Consider the following 16,191-nt stretch of genomic DNA (forward strand, 5'->3'; position numbering starts at 1 on the left):
ATTCTCCTTTAAAGACAAAGCTTCAATAGTGATTATTTTAATACTTTTTGTGTCTTAGCATAGTTGGCTTCGACAGCTTCCTTTTCAGCTTTCCACCAATCTTGGTGATCCGTGTACCACTTGATTGTTTCTTTCAATCCAGCCTCAAAGTTGGTAAATTCTGGTTTCCAGCCTAGTTCATTACGCAACTTGCTAGCGTCAATAGCATAGCGTAGGTCGTGACCCGCACGGTCTGTTACATGGTCGTAAGCGTCAGCTGGTTGTCCCATTTCTTTGAGAATGAGCTCTAGCACTTCTTTGTTGTTCTTTTCGCCGTCTGCACCGATTAGGTAGGTTTCACCGATTTTCCCTTTTGTGAGAATGGTCCAAACCCCTGATGAATGGTCATTGGTATGAATCCAGTCACGAACATTCTTTCCTTCCCCATAAAGTTTTGGACGAATGCCTGAAAGGATATTGGTAATCTGACGCGGAATGAATTTTTCGATGTGTTGATATGGTCCGTAGTTGTTTGAACAGTTAGAAATGGTGGCCTTAACACCGAAAGAGCGCACCCAAGCCTTGACAATCAAATCAGAAGCTGCTTTAGTTGAAGAATAAGGTGAGCTTGGATTGTATTTGGTTTCTGGGGTGAATTTTTCGCCCGGTCCTTCACCATGCCCTGGAAGATCTTCACGAAGAGGAAGGTCACCATAAACTTCATCAGTAGATACATGGTGGAAACGAAGATCGTATTTACGAGCCGCTTCAAGAAGCGTATAAGTTCCGACAAAGTTCGTATCAATAAATGGCCGTGGGTCATTAAGTGAATTGTCATTATGGCTTTCAGCCGCATAGTGAACAATAGCATCCGCATTCTTAGCCACTTGGTCAACAATCGCTGCATCTGCAATATCTCCAACAACCAACTCCACGCGGTCGCCTAGAATTTCTTCAATGTTAGCACGGTTACCAGCATAAGTTAGCTTATCCAGAACTGTGATATGCACATCTGGAAAGTTATTGTACACATAATGGACAAAGTTAGAGCCGATAAAACCAGCACCACCTGTCACTACAATATTTTTATATTCAGTCATGAAAAGATTTTCTCCTATTTTCTGAGGGTATTATAACATATCTTTGGTCAAAGGTTTAACATCCTTAAGCATTGGATGATTCTTATCTGCTTCAGATACTTCTGCTTGGTCAAGATTTTCCCATTCAATGCCAAGAGCGGGGTCAGCATAGTTGACAAAGGCATACTTAGGTTTCAATTCCAATGCCCAGTAGTCATTGACCAAATAGCTATAAGAAACCGTATCTGACAATACTTGAAAGCCATTTGCTACACCGCGAGGAACGAAAATCCCTTTGCTGGCATCAATGACCGTTTGGTAGGTATTTCCGAATGTTTCCCCTTCACGCAAATCAACCCAAGAACCGAGAACTTTTCCGCCATCTGCGACAGAAATGTACTTATCCCAAGGTTCTGCATGAAGACCACGGAGCACATTTTTGCGGGAAAAGCTGACATTGTTTTGGAGCTTACCTTCAGCAAAAAAGCTTTCTGGAAAACCAAGGGGTACCATTTTTTCTTTTTGAAAGTTTTCCTTGAACCAGCCACGATTGTCCCCATGAACTGGAATATCAAATTCCAGCATGCCAGGAATGGCTTCAATCTTACGAACTGCTAATTTTTTTTCAAAAAATTGTTCAGACATGTCTTATTCTTCTCCAATCAAACGTAATAAGTAGTGACCGTATTCGTTCTTTTTAAGTGATTGTGCCAAATCATGCACTTGTTCTTTGGTGATATACCCCATACGGTAGGCAATTTCTTCTAAGTTTGCTACTTGAACATTTTGCATACGTTGGACGGTTTCGATGTATTGAGCAGCTTCTAATAAGCTCTCGTGTGTACCGGTGTCCAACCAAGCAAAACCACGTCCCATAAGCTCAACAGACAAATCGCCGCGGTCTAAGTAAGCCTTATTGACATCAGTGATTTCCAGCTCTCCACGTGGACTAGGCTTGATATTTTTAGCAATTTCTACTACGTCATTGTCATAGAAATAAAGACCTGTAACTGCATAGTTAGAACGTGGCTGTTCTGGTTTTTCTTCGATAGAGATTGCATTCATATTGTTATCAAATTCAACCACACCGAAACGCTCTGGGTCTTTTACTTGATAACCAAAGACAGTCGCTCCGTTTTCCTTAGAAGCAGCTTTTTGCAGCATTTTACTAAGGCCTGGGCCATGATAAATATTATCACCTAAAATCAAAGCCACATGGTCATCTCCGATAAAGTCAGCACCGATGATAAAGGCTTGGGCCAAACCATCTGGACTTGGTTGCTCAGCGTAAGAAAGTTTGATACCAAACTCCGAGCCATCACCCAACAAATCCTCAAAGCGAGGGAGATCTGTCGGTGTTGAGATAATCAAGATGTCCTTGATACCAGCCAGCATGAGGGTTGACAATGGATAATAAATCATGGGTTTGTCATAAACCGGCATGAGTTGTTTAGACGCAGCTCTAGTCAAAGGATATAAACGTGTACCAGAACCACCTGCAAGGATAATACCTTTCATAATGAGTTTCCTCTCTTAAATGTATTCTCCTTATTTTACCATTTTTGAAAGCGGATGTCATCCTTCAAGAAAGAGAGTACTTTCATTCAAGGCCTTTCACACTTAATGAAAATCAAAAACGAAACCAAAAATCTGCCAAAATAGAACTGCTGTTATCTAAATAGGCTGATAAAATATACGATTGGTCTCAAAAAAGTATCTGCTATCCCAAAGCCACATCCAATACCATCATCAATACAAAGCCCACCATGAGACCTAAAGTCGCAACATCTGTATTGCCATTTGTCTGAGAATCTGGTATCAGCTCCTCCACGACGACGAAAATCATGGCTCCCGCCGCAAAAGACAGGGCATAGGGGAGAATAGCCGTCATTGCCATAACCGCATAAGCGCCAAGAACCGCTCCGATAGGCTCAACAATAGCTGACATCGAGCCCCAGTAAAAAGCCTTAAGACGCGATTCCCCGTCTGTCCGTATAGGAATGGACAAGGCTGCCCCTTCCGGCACATTTTGGAGACCAATTCCCAAAGCCAGACCTACGGCTCCGATAAAGACTTCTGGACTGGAATTGCTGGATAAGGCACCAAAGGCCACTCCTACTGCCAAGCCTTCTGGAAAATTGTGTATGGTAATAGCCAGAAAAAACAGGGCCGTTTTGGACAGTTTATTCCGGCTGTGCTCCGGCAGACTTTCTGCCTCAGATACATCCTTCTTGCTAAGGTGTAAATGGGGTACTACCGCATCAATAAAGCGCAAGAAGAAACCACCCAACAGAAAACCAAGGGCGGCTGGCATCCAAGACCAGACTCCATAGTTACCTTTTGCATACTCAATTGAAGGCTGCAAGAGCGACCAAAATGAAGCTGCAATCATGACACCAGCTGCAAATCCCATCATAATATCCAGCAGCTTACGACTGACTGTTTTAAAGAAAAGACAACCGCAGAGCCCACAATGGTACAGCCCCATGTAAAGAGTCCCGCCAAAAAAGCCTGCAGCACCACAGGCTGCTCCTGCAACCAGTTCATAACAACTTCATCTCCTCATTATCTTTCATCATACAATATCGTCTTGGTTTCTTTGATGCAATGGTTCTCTTCATCCCAATAGTGAATCCGCTCAAAGGAGCCCTTTCGCCAGTACAAAGGAAGCCTATCTCTGATGTCGTCCTGCATGAATAACGATTCCAGTTCATCAATTGACCACCATTTGGGCTGACCTTCTTGTGATTCCGTTAGCAGTTTCCCTTCAAAATCCTCACAGAGAAAATCATAATAGACATAACGCTCTGCTTTTGCTGGATTGGTAAAACCTGAAATACCTTTAAGCTGTAATTTCAAAGCCGTCAATCCCGTTTCCTCTTTCAACTCACGAGCTGCTGCTTCAAAAAAGGATTCTGGAAACTCAACTTTTCCACCTGGCTGAATCCAACCTTTAAAATCATCATGCTGTCGATTGAGCAAAAGAACTTGATTCTCTTTTTTCACACAAACATTGACCCAATTTAAAATATTCTCTGTCATCTACTTCTCTTTCTTAATGTAGATTTCAATGGGATAATCCGCTGGATTTAAACTACCGTTTTTTCCCTGAATTATCTGAACTAAATGATATCCGATGAGCGGACCTGTCGTCAAACCAGAAGAGCCTAAGCCACTAGCTGCAAATACCTGCGGAAGATTTGGCACCTGACCAAAGAAAGGAGAAAAATCACTAGTATAGGCTCGAATTCCGACCCGTTCGTTCACCACTTTCGCCTGAGATAACCTAGGAAAATAGTAGAGAGCTTCCTGTTCCATTTTATCTAACATGACCTGATCTACTTTAAGGTCATAGCCCATTTCATTTTCGTGTGTAGCTCCCATACTGATTTTGCCATTTTGAAAAGGAATAATATCTAGCTCTCCTTCTGGCATAACGACTGGATAATCATCTGTCACCAGAGCAGTCTGATAATCTCGCAACTGCCCTTTTTGTGGACGAATATCCACTTGATAACCTAATGGACTCAAAAACTCGGGCAACCAAGCTCCTGTTGCCAATATAACTTGGTCAAAACAACAACTATCAACCCAGAAAGCCCCATCTCGAATGTCCAAACTTACTTTCTTTTGAATTACTTCTGCACTGCTAGCCGTAAGCAAAGTCTGAGTCAATAATGAGCCTTCCACGCGTGCTCCTCCAGAAGCATAGAGCAGCCGGTCAAAACCTTTAAGATTTGGAAAGTACTCTGCTGCTTCCGCCCGTGAAAGTAGCCGCAAGTCGCCAATGAGCGGTGACTCTTTTCGCCGTTGGTCTGCCAAGTCATAGAGTGCCTCCAAGCTCTCCTCTTTTTTCTTCAGCAAAAAGACGCCAGTCTGCTGATAAAACTCCGTTGCAAAACCGTCCTTCTGTAAATCAGCTATCAAATCCAGATAAAAATCTGCTCCCAGTCGCGCCATACGATACCATGCTTTATTGCGCCGCTTAGAAAACCACGGACTGATAATACCAGCTGCTGCTTTGGTTGCCTGACCTATTCCATGGTCAAAAACTGTTACCTGATAAACAGGATTTTTTGATAGATAATAGGCAGCAGTTGATCCAACAATCCCCGCTCCGATAATCGCTACTTTTTTCATACAATTTCCTACTTAGATATGTTTAAAAGGATTTGTAGAAACTTGACTGGCTAAAAATTCAACTTCCCAACCCTCTTCTACTTTCCAGTCTTGAAACTTTTCAACCAATTTTTTTACAAAGAACACTTCTATATGGTGACCCGGATCCAAAGCTAGAAGCCCCTCGCTCAGCATATCCTGTGCTGTATGGTAGTAAATATCACCTGTAATATAAAGCTGAGCGCCCTTTGCTAAAGCCTCCTTGTAAAAGGACTGACCACTGCCACCACAGATTGCCACTTTCTCAATCATTCGCTCCAGATCCACAGCCGAATAAGTCACCAAACGCAGACTATCCAGACCAAAAGTTTCCTTAACCTTGCCTGCAAAGTCTCCAAAAGTCTGAGGTGCAATCTTGCCAATACGACCAATGCCGTGTCCAGGAACCGTTTCGCTAAGATAATCCGTATCAGTGATTTCTAGTAGATCACAGAACCAGTCATTGAGACCGTCATCCACAATATCAATATTGGTATGGCTGACATAGACTGCAATATCGTGCTTAATCAGATCGATGTAAATCTGATTCTGAGGTCGGTCTGCCACTAAATCTTTAATAGGCCGAAAGATCGGTGCGTGTTTAACCAAAATCAAATCTACATCTTTTTCAATCGCCTCTGCAACTGTCTGCTCGCGGATATCCAAAGCTATCAGTACTCGCTTAACTTCCTTATTCAGAGTTCCAATTTGCAGTCCGCAGACATCTCCCGTCATGGACAGATCCTTAGGACAGTATGCTTCATAACGGTTAATAACATCACTTGCCAGCATGCAGTACCTCCTTGATTTGCTTGATTTTTTGGGACATAGCAGAGCGTTCCGTTAGATTTTTCTCAGGGATTTTAGCCAGAGCTTTTTCCAGCTTGTCTACTTCTCGCTGCCATTTATCTAGAAAAACAGCTGATTGCTCCCTCATTAGATAAGGTCCGAAGCGTTCTTGTTCAGCATTCAACACTTGATGCCCCTGTTCAGCTATCATTATCTCGTAAAATTTCCCATTTTCTTCCACAATAGCTTCTTCTGTAATTTGAAAATTATGACCACACAACCACCTGCGAAGTTCATCTTCCCGATTGTTAGGCTGAAGAATCAGGCGCTTAACAGATGCCAATTTTGCACTGCCATTGTCTAAAATATCTGCTATCAATCCTCCTCCCATTCCTGCAATAACGATAACATCAATCTGATCTTCTGCATCAAAAGCTGCCAAACCATTTGCCAAGCGAACATCAATTTTATCGGACATCTGATTATCTGCTACATTCGTCACCGCAGACTGATAAGGTCCCTCAACAACTTCACTAGCAATAGCCGAGGAAGTTCTTCCCTGCTGAATTAGATAAATCGGTAAATAAGCGTGGTCACTTCCTACATCCAAGATTTTGGCATCCTGTGGTACAAAACCAGCTACTTTTCTCAAACGTTTTGAGATATTCTTTACTTGCATGATAACTCATTTCTAAAATAATCGTTTCACTTAGTATATCATTTTTAAGGAACTAAAAAAAGAGTCTATTCCAAGGGAACAAACTCCGACATCTTAATCTCGCCACAAATCCATAGCCTTCAAAAAATCATCTGAGACAGTGATATTTTGCGGATTTGCCGCTTCACGTTCTTCTCGCTTCGCTTCTACCTGTGCTACTGTTGTAATGCCTTCACGGCGCCAATTCCGTAAAATAGCTTGGATGTATCTCCAGTTTGCCTTTCCATTAAAAACAGCTTCACGAAGAGCAGCAGTAACAAGTTCAGGATTGATCTTGTCATCTTGAATCGTTTTTGTTAAATCTTCAATTTCAAACGGTGTCAAGAGGCGACCTAATTCTTGCTGGAAAGTCTCGACCAAGTCTTTTAAAACATTTTGAGAAACAGTTTGCGCAACGCTTGAGCGACTTTCTACAATTTCATCTAATCGTTCAAGCGCTGGCAGCGCATCAAAAACTGCTTCAATTTCACCATTGAGTGCAATTGTTTTATACTGCAACAATCCTTTTTCTGTCAAATTTGACATAGAGCGATTGACCTCTGCAACGGATTTCCCGATACTTTCTGCAATCTGAACAGGAGAAATCTCTTCTAGCGACGTTGTATTTTGCAAATAGAAAAATTGCCAGACCAAAAAGTCATCACTATTATCAAATATTTCATGAAAATGAAAAAGAAGCTCAGTTGGCAATACTAAATTGCCCGTCTTATACGCTGATAAATAAGTCATAACACCTCTTATAAATAAGCAAACAAGGAAGCGTCATTTGCTGCATTTTCCCAGTCAAATGGCGTTTCTTGATAAACAGCATAATTAATCCAATTGTTGAAAAACAGCGCTGCAGCCAGATTCCATCGTAAACAGGGAACTGAAGTAACGTCATCATTTTTGAAATAATTTTCTGGAATATGCGGATTCAGCCCTTCGTCTACATCACGCAAATATTCTTTTGCCAAGGTCTCGCGGCCATATTCCAAATGACCAAAGCTATACACTTCGCGAAGATCACGACTTGCCACAACGGAGACACCAACCTCTTCTCCACAAGCTAAAATTTCCAAATTACTCTTGTTTAAAATATCCTCTTTGCGAACTTCTGTATAACGCGAATGAGGAGCTGCGTATTCATCATCAAAACCACGAAACAGCAAATTTGGTTTTTCTGATATGGATTGACTATAAATACCGGACAACTTGCGCTTCATCTGGTGTTTGGCAATGCCATAACGAGCATAAAGAGCTGCTTGCGCTCCCCAACAAATATGCAAGGTAGAGTAAACATGCGATTTGGACCAGTCAATAACTTGTCGAAATTCTTCCCAATAATCTACTGCTTCAAAAGGCAAATGCTCGACTGGCGCTCCAGTGACAATCAAACCGTCAAAATAACGACCTTTGATCTCATCAAAAGTCTTATAAAACGTCTCCATATAGTCCGCATGTGTCGTTTTGAAGGTATGAGAAGTCATATAAAGAAATTCAATCCGAAGTTGCAATGGCGTATTTGCTAAATGACGCAACAACTGCGTTTCTGTTACTGTTTTTTGCGGCATTAAATTCAAAATCAAGATATTCAGAGGACGAATATCTTGGTGTTCTGCACGCTCATCATCCATAACAAAGATATTCTCAGATCTTAAAATGTCAACAGCTGGTAATTTCTTATCAATTTTAATAGGCATGAAAATATCTCCTTTTTCTTTCTGCTTTTATTATACTGAAAGGAGATATAGTTTTCAATTATACTTTTTCTACAACAAGATATAGCTTTTACTTATACCTTAATAATGCATGAGAACTTTGTAATCGTAGTTACCAATAGCTTCGCGTCCCTTCAATTCATCCAATTCAATAAGGAAAGCGCAACCTGCAACGATACCACCTAAACGTTCAACCATTTCAATTGTTGCTTTAACCGTTCCTCCTGTTGCAAGAAGGTCATCAACAATCAGTACACGCTGTCCAGGCTTGATAGAGTCTGCGTGCATTGTTAAGGTATCTACACCATACTCTTTTTCATAACTAGCTGAGATAACCTCACGAGGCAATTTCCCAGGCTTACGTACTGGAGCAAAACCAACTCCAAGCTCATAAGCTACCGGACATCCAACAATAAATCCACGCGCTTCTGGACCGACAATCATGTCAATTTTCTTGTCCGTAGCATATTGGACAATTTCACGAATAGCATAGCTGTAGGCATTTCCATCTGCCATCAATGGGCTAATGTCACGAAATAAAATCCCTTCTTGCGGGTAATTTTCAATGGTTGCAATATAATCTTTTAAATCCATAACTGTCTTTCTATCAAAAAGTTTTTACTCTCTATTATATCATGTTTTTTAAGAAATGGGGCAGAAAACATACTTGCTTTCAAAAAATAGTCACAGCACAGTCATTCTCGTTTTTTGCTATTTTAAAATAATACTTGCAACAATTGGACTGACAATCACATACATAATCCCTGTCACGCCAATGGCTAGACCAGCCATAGCACCTGCAACTTGTCCGTATTTAAAGGCTGTCCCTGTCCCAACAGCATGTCCCGTTCCTCCAAGAGCTAAGCCTACTGCAACAGGATCTTTGATTTTTAAAATCCTTAAAACAGTCGGTCCTATCACACTTGTCAAAATTCCCGTTGCTACTACGACCACCAACGTCACCGTCGTCAGCCCTTGCATTTTATCTGTAATTCCAACCGCCATAGCTGTTGTTACTGATTTGGGAAAGAGTGAAATTGCTAAGAAAAAATCCATTCCAAAAGCCTTGGCGACCAAGGCCGTAAAACTGGTGTTCACTACCACTGCTACAAAAGTACCAATCAAAATGCTTCTGGCATGGTGTTTCATGAGATGAAATGTTTTATACAAAGGAATTCCCAGTGCAACCGTTGACGGCACAATGAGATTATTCAAATACGTTCCACCTATGTAGTAATGTTTATAAGAAATTCCTGTCAATTTTAAAAATACAATGACAAATATGGTGGCTAGAAGCAAAGGTGTTGTCAAAGGATGCGGAAATCTGCGAAAAATCAACATTCCTACCAGATAAGCAAAGATCGATAAAGCCAAACCAAATAAAGGATTGCCCCACAAATTAGACATTTCTTGTTTCTCCTTCTCCGTAATCTCCTTCAAAGCGATTTTTGATAAAATGAACAACCACGGCAATGACAACCACATTGATCACAATCGCCCCAACAATAATCAAAACAATCGGCAGCAGATAAGGCGCAATGACATGAAATTTATCCATAATTCCAACCGCTGGTGGCAAAAATAAAATGGTCATATTGGCTAATAAAAAATTTCCCACCATACTCACATGCCGCAATCTGAAAATTTTAAATTGCAAAGCCAAAAAAAGAAGAATGAGGCCAATAATGCTTCCTGGAATAGGCAAATGAAAAAGATAGGAAATCCCTTCTCCTATCAAAGAAATCGAAAAAATAATCATCAATTGTACGTATAATTTCACAAGAAACCTCCAAACTTTCTAGTAACAGTCTACTACTTTTCAGAAAAATTTCAATATTTTTCAAAAAAATAAATGAGTGAATCCGTTCTCTTCACTCATTTTATCTTCTAGTAAGAAAAAAACGCCACTAACGAGCGTTTTGTAACAAAACGGAAGACATGGGATTCGAACCCACGCACGCTTTCACACGCCTACTGCGTTTCCAACACAGCCTCTTAAGCCTCTTGAGTAATCTTCCATATTTAACAATGGAGCCGGTGGGAATTGAACCCACGTCCAAACACCTGCCAACACATTTGTCTACAACCATAGGTTATGTATTGGATTTAACTTCGCTTTGACACATAACTCAAGTCCAAGCCAAGCGAGTCTATCAGTCTCTTATCAAGCCCCTAGACAAGGCTTAATCGTATCTCGCTATTATTAAGACCGGTCATCGAACACGAGCGATCCGAATCTGGTCACGCTGGCTGTTTTTTAGGCAGCTAAAGCGTAAGAATTATTATTTTTTGCAGTTATATTTAACTGGCGCTTTACATCCGCTCGATGAGTCGCAAAATGTGCCTCATAATGCCTGTCGAATCCGTAACGACCCCAAGACATAAAAATATTATACCATATTTTTTAATAATATTTCAATTTTTAAGTCCATTGTTTTTTAAATTTACTTTTTTACAGGAACTTTTATGCTATACTAAAAAGGAAATTGATTGAAAGGATTGTTATCACATTATGGTATTGCATCTTATTTGGCTTCTTCCTACTCTTCTTTTTCTTGTCTTGTTTTATATAGAGCCAAGGCGACTCTTCAATGCGTATTTGCTTAGTATCGTTTTAATTTTATTTGCCGCTATCGTTTCTGGTTTGTTTGTGATGCATATGGAACAACTTGTCAATAGAAATCTGGCAATGCTTTCTTTGCTCATCTTAGCACTTTTCATTCCTTTGAGTGTTATAATTTCAACCATTTATCTCATTTTTAATGGCAGACAGATGATGACCTTTGAAGGCAGGCGTTTAGCAAACCTCCTCTCCCTCTTTTATGGACTCGCTATTGCTCTTTCCCTAGCGCTTACTTTTTTCTTTCCTCATTTTATCTTTCTTCATAAAACCCTATCTCTTACAAATGGACTTCTAATTTATGGTAGCTATCTTTATGTGACCTATATCCTTTACGGTTTTGTTTATAATGTATTGCCCGTCATAAAACATCCAGACTACATCATCATCTTAGGGTCTGGTTTGATAGGAGACAAGGTTCCACCTCTTCTCGCTCAACGGCTCGAAAAGGGGAAGACGATGTATGAAAAATTTCATAACCATCCCAAAATTGTCGTTTCTGGAGGACAAGGTGTCGATGAACCAATAACCGAAGCAGAAGCAATGGCACAATATTTAAGGCAAGTAGGTATTCCACAAGAAGATATTATAATTGAACGGCAGTCAACCAATACCTTAGAAAATTTGCAGTTTAGCAAAACTATTTTAGACGAAAAAAGTAAGGAAAATTACTATTGCTTGGTCGTCACCAACTCTTTCCACTCTTTGCGAGCGGGTATTTACATGCGAAAGCTTGGTTTGAAAGGACGTAGTATAGGTTCCCGAACAGCACTTTATTTTCTCCCATCGGCTTGGATACGTGAAACAATCGGACTGATTGTACTCTATTGGAAATGGCACGCTATTTTTCTTGGGTTTTATTTCATTGTTTGGCTTACTAACCTCTTTTGATAAGGCGTAATTTCACTTAACGGAATGAACGATTCGGAGCAAACGATTGAAGCTGTCGACTGGGGCGACAAAGTAAATTAAAACTGATTCTTACTGTCGACCGGGACGATAAAGCAAAACCAAACTGATTTGTGCTGTCGACCAGGGAGACGGAGGAAACTAAAACTCATTCACCTCGTCCGCTCGGCTGACACTATAAACCCAAACTCATTCACTTCGTCCGCCCAGCTGACACAATAAACCAAAACTAGTTCACTTCGTCCGCCGGGCTGACAGTATAAATCAAAACTAATCCACCCCATCCGCTTGGCTGACAATATAAATCAAAACTAGTTCACTTCGTCCGCGGGGCGGACGGAAGAAATATGATGCAATTTTGAAGATTTAGCAAAAAATAGTTGTGGAACAGAGCAATTGCATTTTAGCTTTGTGCCGCTAAGGATAGAAAAACACGAACTCGTCCAGATTAGCTAGCAACTAGTCAAGACAGAGTTCGTGTTTTTATTGTTTCGTTGGAGTTTTGTTTTGCTCCTTTATTCGTTAGGCTTCTTTCTTTGCAAATTGACTTGTATATAAGTCGTAATAGAAACCTTTATCAGCTAGAAGCGATTCGTGAGTTCCTTGCTCAATGATTTGTCCATCTTTGAGAACCAAAATCTTATCTGCCTCTTGAATCGTCGATAAGCGGTGAGCAATGACAAAGCTTGTTCGTCCTTGCATGAGGTTCTTCATCGCTTTTTGAATCAAGAGCTCTAGGCGCGTATCAACGGACGAAGTCGCTTCATCCAAAATCAAGATTTTTGGATCGGCTAATAGTGCTCGCGCGATGGTCAGCAATTGTTTTTGTCCTAGCGAAATATTGCTGGATTCCTGATTCATTTCCATATTATAGCCACCTGGAAGCGTCCGAATGAAATGATCGACATTAGCTGCTTTGGCGGCTTCCACAATCTCTTCATCTGTCGCATTCAGATTTCCAAAGCGCAAGTTTTCTTTGACTGTTCCTTCATAAAGCCAAGCGTCTTGCAAGACCATACCAAATTGTTTGCGGTATTCTTGTCGTGATAAGTTGCGAATATCGTGACCATCAACAGCAATCGAACCAGATGTTACATCATAAAAACGCATGAGCAAATTGATAAGGGTGGTCTTTCCGGCACCGGTTGGACCGACAATCGCCACCATTTCGCCCGGCTTAACCTCTAAGTTGAAGTCTCGAATGAGCGGTTTGTTTTCCACGTATTGAAAGTCAACATGCTTGAAGCTGACCTGACCTGTCAAATTATGTTCCAGCCGCTCTTTCGCATCAGTTACTTCGTCTGGTTCATCCAAGACTTGGAAGACACGATCCAGCGAAGACTTAGCACTCTGCAATTGCCCAGCCAATTGCGTTAGGTTTTGGATTGGTTGGTTTACTTGCCACACATATTGTACGAATGCTTGCATGTTCCCAATCGTTAATTGTCCAGAAATGACTTGCAGACCACCAACAACTGCTACAAGCAGATAAGTCAAATCTGAAATTGCGTTCAAAATTGGCATCATCAAGCCAGAAATAAAACTAGCTTTGAATCCGACTTCTTGGAGGTTTTGCGTGATTTCTCGAAAATCGTCTGAAGATGTTTCTTCACGGCCATAGAGTTTCAGCACATTAAAACCAGTTAGATTTTCTTGAACAAATCCATTCATGACACCTAGCGTATCTGCTTGCTTTTTAAAATACGGTTGTGATTTTTTCAAAATAAAGTTTGCCCCCAAATAGGTCAACGGAATGCTAGCAATCACTATCAAAGCCAGTTGAAAATTAAGATACAAGACCATTCCGATAACTAAGGTAATGGTCAAAACCGCATTTACAACTTGTAAGAATGATTGTTGAAGCGCATTTGAAACAGTCTCTACATCACTGGTAAAGCGCCCTAGCAAATCTCCAAATTGATGCTTATCAAAGTAAGAAACTGGAATTTGATTAATTTTAGAACTCAACTCATTGCGCATGTCACGTACTGTATTTTGCACTGCATTGGTCATAAAATAATTAGAATAGTAAGACCCAATTTCATAGAACAAACCACGCAAAAGGTAAAGTGCCATTACCCCAAAGACATATGTTGTGTTTATACTAGCACCTTCGACTCCTTTTACTATATCCAGCACATTTCGTGTCAATTCTGTAATAGCAAGACCAAGTACAAAAGGCTCTAGCACGCTCATCACAATACTCACCACCTTCAAAAAGATAGCAAGGATTACTGAGAGTTTATAAACTTTTAAGTAACTCCACAAGCGCATAAAACTATGTTGTTTCATCTTTCCCTCCTATTCTTCTGTTAGTGATTGACTATTAAGCTGAGAATTAGCAATTTCGCGATAGATGTCGTTTTGTCGCAACAATTCTTCATGTGTTCCGCGTCCGACGATTTCTCCCTTATCCAGAACAATAATCTGATCTGCATCCATTATGGTTCCCACGCGTTGTGCTACAATCAATACAGTAGCATTTTGCGTAACTTCTTTGAGTCGACTTCGAAGAATGGCATCGGTCTTATAGTCCAATGCAGAAAATGAATCATCAAAGATATAAATATCTGGTTCTTTCACAACAGCACGTGCGATAGAAAGGCGTTGCTTTTGCCCACCTGAGAGATTGCTTCCCCCTTCAGCTAAATAGGCTTCAAAGCGTTCTTCCTTACTTTCGATAAAATCTCTAGCTTGTGCTACATCTGCCGCTTGTGTCAATTCTTCATAACTGGCATGCTCTTTCCCATACCGCAGATTTTCTGCGATTGTTCCCGTAAACAGCAAAGCCTTTTGTGGAATGAAGCCTATCTTCTGCCGCAGTGCTTTTAGATTATAAGAACGCACATCTACCCCATCCACTAAAATTTTTCCTAAAGTTACATCATAGAAGCGTGGAATTAACTGCACCAGAGATGATTTCCCTGAACCTGTTGAACCAATAAAGGCAATTGTTTCACCAGGTTTTGCTTTGAAGGAAATATTATGCAAGACTGGACTCTCTGTTTCACCAGGATATGCAAAGGTAACATTGTCAAACTCTAAATAACCATGACTGTCTGTCTCAGTCACACCATCTTCGTTTGGATTGATCGAAATGGGCATTTCCATTACTTCTTTCAACCGTTCACTCGAAACAGCTGTACGAGGATACATAGTAAACAAGCTAGACAGCAACAGAAATGACAGCAATGCATGAAAACTGTATTCGATAAAAGCAACTAAATCGCCAATTTGCAAATCTCCTGTACCTAGTGGTTTTAAAGCAAAGCAGACAATGGCAACAATCATCGCGATGATAATTTGAACAAAAAGAGGTTCTGTCAAACCAGTTAACTTGAACAGACGATTCGAATTATTCGCATAAATGTCATTTTGTGAAGCAAAACGCTCTTCTTGAAATTCTTCTCGAGCAAAAGCACGAATAACGCGCAGCCCCATTAAATTCTCACGTGCGTATTGATTGATTTTATCTAAAGTTTTTTGTTGCTTTTCTGATAAAGGACGAGTCTTGACTGCTATATACCAAACGACAATGCCGAGGAAAGGAACAGAAATTGCAACAATCCAAGCCAAGGAAGGACTAGTGAAAAAAATCATCATCACACTAGACATCATCATCATTGGTGTGATGACACCCATTTTTAGGGATTGTTCTGCGAACTGCATCAAAACAAAAGCATCACTGGTAATCCGTGTCACTAAGGATGAAACACCAATCTGCTCGTATTCATGATGGGAATACTCTTGCAATTTGTCGTAGATGTCATTACGCATATCACGCACCATACTCGTTGTCAACTTACCAGCTGCATAAGAAAGCACGATCCGCCCCAAAATTCCCAACAAAATCACAATAAGCATCACAATTGCCCAATAATACAAACGATTGCTGTCTCCTCGATTAATCCCTTCGTCAATCATTCGTGCCAAAACAGTCGGCAAACCGAGATTCACCACGACAAAGAAGACAGCACCAAAGAAATCCAGCATCAACCATTTAGGATATTTTTTCAAATAAGACCAAATATACTTCATGTTTCTCCTTTCTCCTCATAAAACAAATCCACAATAAAAAAGCACCAACGTACTTTTTAGACAAAATGGGGGAGTGGGACAGAACTTATCTTGAAAAATTTAAGTTCGTAGTCCCACCCCCGCAAAGGTGATTAGGTGCTCTTTCGAGCTTGAAAAGCGAATAAAGAGTCCAATCACCTACTGCGTCATTCGCTTATCACT

General features: G+C 40.6%; 15 protein-coding genes, 1 tRNA gene, 1 other RNA gene and 1 pseudogene. 1 reads left to right on the forward strand and 17 read right to left on the reverse strand.

All coding sequences use genetic code 11. From position 1 onward, the window contains the following. Positions 1-32: 32 nt before the first annotated feature. The 15 genes and pseudogenes from rfbB to ssrA form a co-directional block, all read right to left on the reverse strand. Positions 33-1,079, reverse strand: a complete 1,047-nt coding sequence (gene rfbB / locus RG565_RS07710; RefSeq protein ID WP_003039992.1) for a dTDP-glucose 4,6-dehydratase — start codon at positions 1,077-1,079, stop codon at positions 33-35. A 30-nt stretch (positions 1,080-1,109) separates the two neighbouring features. After that, positions 1,110-1,703, reverse strand: coding sequence for a dTDP-4-dehydrorhamnose 3,5-epimerase family protein (locus RG565_RS07715; RefSeq protein ID WP_204982803.1), 594 nt, complete (start codon positions 1,701-1,703; stop codon positions 1,110-1,112). A gap of 3 nt (positions 1,704-1,706) precedes the next feature. Further along, on the reverse strand, positions 1,707-2,576 hold the full coding sequence (gene rfbA, locus RG565_RS07720) for a glucose-1-phosphate thymidylyltransferase RfbA (protein ID WP_106083263.1): 870 nt from the start codon (positions 2,574-2,576) through the stop codon (positions 1,707-1,709). Between the two features lie 202 nt (positions 2,577-2,778). Then, a pseudogene (locus tag RG565_RS07725) lies at positions 2,779-3,605 on the reverse strand (ZIP family metal transporter). A gap of 18 nt (positions 3,606-3,623) precedes the next feature. Beyond that, a complete protein-coding gene (locus tag RG565_RS07730) occupies positions 3,624-4,100 on the reverse strand; it encodes an 8-oxo-dGTP diphosphatase (RefSeq protein ID WP_247937332.1) in 477 nt (158 codons plus the stop codon). After that, complete coding sequence (locus tag RG565_RS07735; RefSeq protein WP_308937466.1) at positions 4,101-5,198, reverse strand: FAD-dependent oxidoreductase; 1,098 nt, start codon at positions 5,196-5,198, stop codon at positions 4,101-4,103. Positions 5,199-5,210: 12 nt separating this feature from the next. Further along, on the reverse strand, positions 5,211-6,008 hold the full coding sequence (locus tag RG565_RS07740; RefSeq protein WP_247937330.1) for a Nif3-like dinuclear metal center hexameric protein: 798 nt from the start codon (positions 6,006-6,008) through the stop codon (positions 5,211-5,213). Further along, on the reverse strand, positions 5,995-6,684 hold the full coding sequence (locus RG565_RS07745; RefSeq protein ID WP_151380126.1) for a tRNA (adenine(22)-N(1))-methyltransferase TrmK: 690 nt from the start codon (positions 6,682-6,684) through the stop codon (positions 5,995-5,997). Before RG565_RS07745 ends, RG565_RS07740 begins: the two co-directional genes overlap by 14 nt. Positions 6,685-6,777: 93 nt before the next feature. Continuing rightward, positions 6,778-7,452, reverse strand: a complete 675-nt coding sequence (locus RG565_RS07750; protein WP_247937329.1) for a DnaD domain-containing protein — start codon at positions 7,450-7,452, stop codon at positions 6,778-6,780. Between the two features lie 8 nt (positions 7,453-7,460). Beyond that, positions 7,461-8,405 carry a homoserine O-succinyltransferase gene (gene metA / locus RG565_RS07755; protein WP_195322775.1) on the reverse strand — a complete coding sequence of 315 codons (945 nt, stop codon included), beginning with the start codon at positions 8,403-8,405 and terminating at the stop codon, positions 7,461-7,463. A 99-nt stretch (positions 8,406-8,504) separates the two neighbouring features. Then, positions 8,505-9,017 (reverse strand): adenine phosphoribosyltransferase, encoded by a 513-nt coding sequence (locus RG565_RS07760; protein ID WP_003025236.1) that lies wholly within the window; start codon positions 9,015-9,017, stop codon positions 8,505-8,507. 117 nt (positions 9,018-9,134) lie between these two features. Further along, positions 9,135-9,830 carry an LrgB family protein gene (locus tag RG565_RS07765; RefSeq protein WP_003027725.1) on the reverse strand — a complete coding sequence of 232 codons (696 nt, stop codon included), beginning with the start codon at positions 9,828-9,830 and terminating at the stop codon, positions 9,135-9,137. Continuing rightward, entirely contained in the window at positions 9,823-10,203 is a 381-nt protein-coding gene (locus RG565_RS07770; RefSeq protein WP_003037448.1) for a CidA/LrgA family protein, read from the reverse strand. The genes RG565_RS07765 and RG565_RS07770 overlap by 8 nt, the downstream gene beginning before the upstream one ends. A 150-nt stretch (positions 10,204-10,353) precedes the next feature. Next, positions 10,354-10,441: transfer RNA gene (locus tag RG565_RS07775), tRNA-Ser, on the reverse strand. 8 nt (positions 10,442-10,449) lie between these two features. Continuing rightward, positions 10,450-10,799, reverse strand: a transfer-messenger RNA (tmRNA) gene (gene ssrA / locus RG565_RS07780). A 136-nt stretch (positions 10,800-10,935) separates the two neighbouring features. Here ssrA and RG565_RS07785 point away from each other — a divergent pair. Further along, a complete protein-coding gene (locus RG565_RS07785) occupies positions 10,936-11,934 on the forward strand; it encodes a YdcF family protein (protein WP_247937328.1) in 999 nt (332 codons plus the stop codon). 540 nt (positions 11,935-12,474) lie between these two features. On the opposite strand, the gene RG565_RS07790 is transcribed toward RG565_RS07785, so the two are convergent. Together RG565_RS07790 and RG565_RS07795 are read right to left on the reverse strand one after the other, a co-directional pair. Next, entirely contained in the window at positions 12,475-14,244 is a 1,770-nt protein-coding gene (locus tag RG565_RS07790) for an ABC transporter ATP-binding protein (protein WP_247937327.1), read from the reverse strand. A 9-nt stretch (positions 14,245-14,253) separates the two neighbouring features. After that, positions 14,254-15,990 carry an ABC transporter ATP-binding protein gene (locus tag RG565_RS07795; RefSeq protein ID WP_247937326.1) on the reverse strand — a complete coding sequence of 579 codons (1,737 nt, stop codon included), beginning with the start codon at positions 15,988-15,990 and terminating at the stop codon, positions 14,254-14,256. Positions 15,991-16,191 lie beyond the last annotated feature (201 nt).

Origin of the sequence: Streptococcus sp. IsoGale021 (genome assembly GCF_031142795.1) — a bacterium.
GTDB classification, from domain to species: domain Bacteria; phylum Bacillota; class Bacilli; order Lactobacillales; family Streptococcaceae; genus Streptococcus; species Streptococcus hominis.

Coding starts and splice junctions, on each gene's coding strand:
- RG565_RS07795 (WP_247937326.1), bottom strand. CDS start 15,990: ATGAAGTATATTTGGTCTTATTTGAAAAAATATCCTAAATGGTTGATG.
- RG565_RS07735 (WP_308937466.1), bottom strand. CDS start 5,198: ATGAAAAAAGTAGCGATTATCGGAGCGGGGATTGTTGGATCAACTGCT.
- rfbA (WP_106083263.1), bottom strand. CDS start 2,576: ATGAAAGGTATTATCCTTGCAGGTGGTTCTGGTACACGTTTATATCCT.
- RG565_RS07730 (WP_247937332.1), bottom strand. CDS start 4,100: ATGACAGAGAATATTTTAAATTGGGTCAATGTTTGTGTGAAAAAAGAG.
- RG565_RS07765 (WP_003027725.1), bottom strand. CDS start 9,830: ATGTCTAATTTGTGGGGCAATCCTTTATTTGGTTTGGCTTTATCGATC.
- RG565_RS07760 (WP_003025236.1), bottom strand. CDS start 9,017: ATGGATTTAAAAGATTATATTGCAACCATTGAAAATTACCCGCAAGAA.
- RG565_RS07790 (WP_247937327.1), bottom strand. CDS start 14,244: ATGAAACAACATAGTTTTATGCGCTTGTGGAGTTACTTAAAAGTTTAT.
- rfbB (WP_003039992.1), bottom strand. CDS start 1,079: ATGACTGAATATAAAAATATTGTAGTGACAGGTGGTGCTGGTTTTATC.
- metA (WP_195322775.1), bottom strand. CDS start 8,405: ATGCCTATTAAAATTGATAAGAAATTACCAGCTGTTGACATTTTAAGA.
- RG565_RS07745 (WP_151380126.1), bottom strand. CDS start 6,684: ATGCAAGTAAAGAATATCTCAAAACGTTTGAGAAAAGTAGCTGGTTTT.
- RG565_RS07715 (WP_204982803.1), bottom strand. CDS start 1,703: ATGTCTGAACAATTTTTTGAAAAAAAATTAGCAGTTCGTAAGATTGAA.
- RG565_RS07740 (WP_247937330.1), bottom strand. CDS start 6,008: ATGCTGGCAAGTGATGTTATTAACCGTTATGAAGCATACTGTCCTAAG.
- RG565_RS07750 (WP_247937329.1), bottom strand. CDS start 7,452: ATGACTTATTTATCAGCGTATAAGACGGGCAATTTAGTATTGCCAACT.
- RG565_RS07785 (WP_247937328.1), top strand. CDS start 10,936: ATGGTATTGCATCTTATTTGGCTTCTTCCTACTCTTCTTTTTCTTGTC.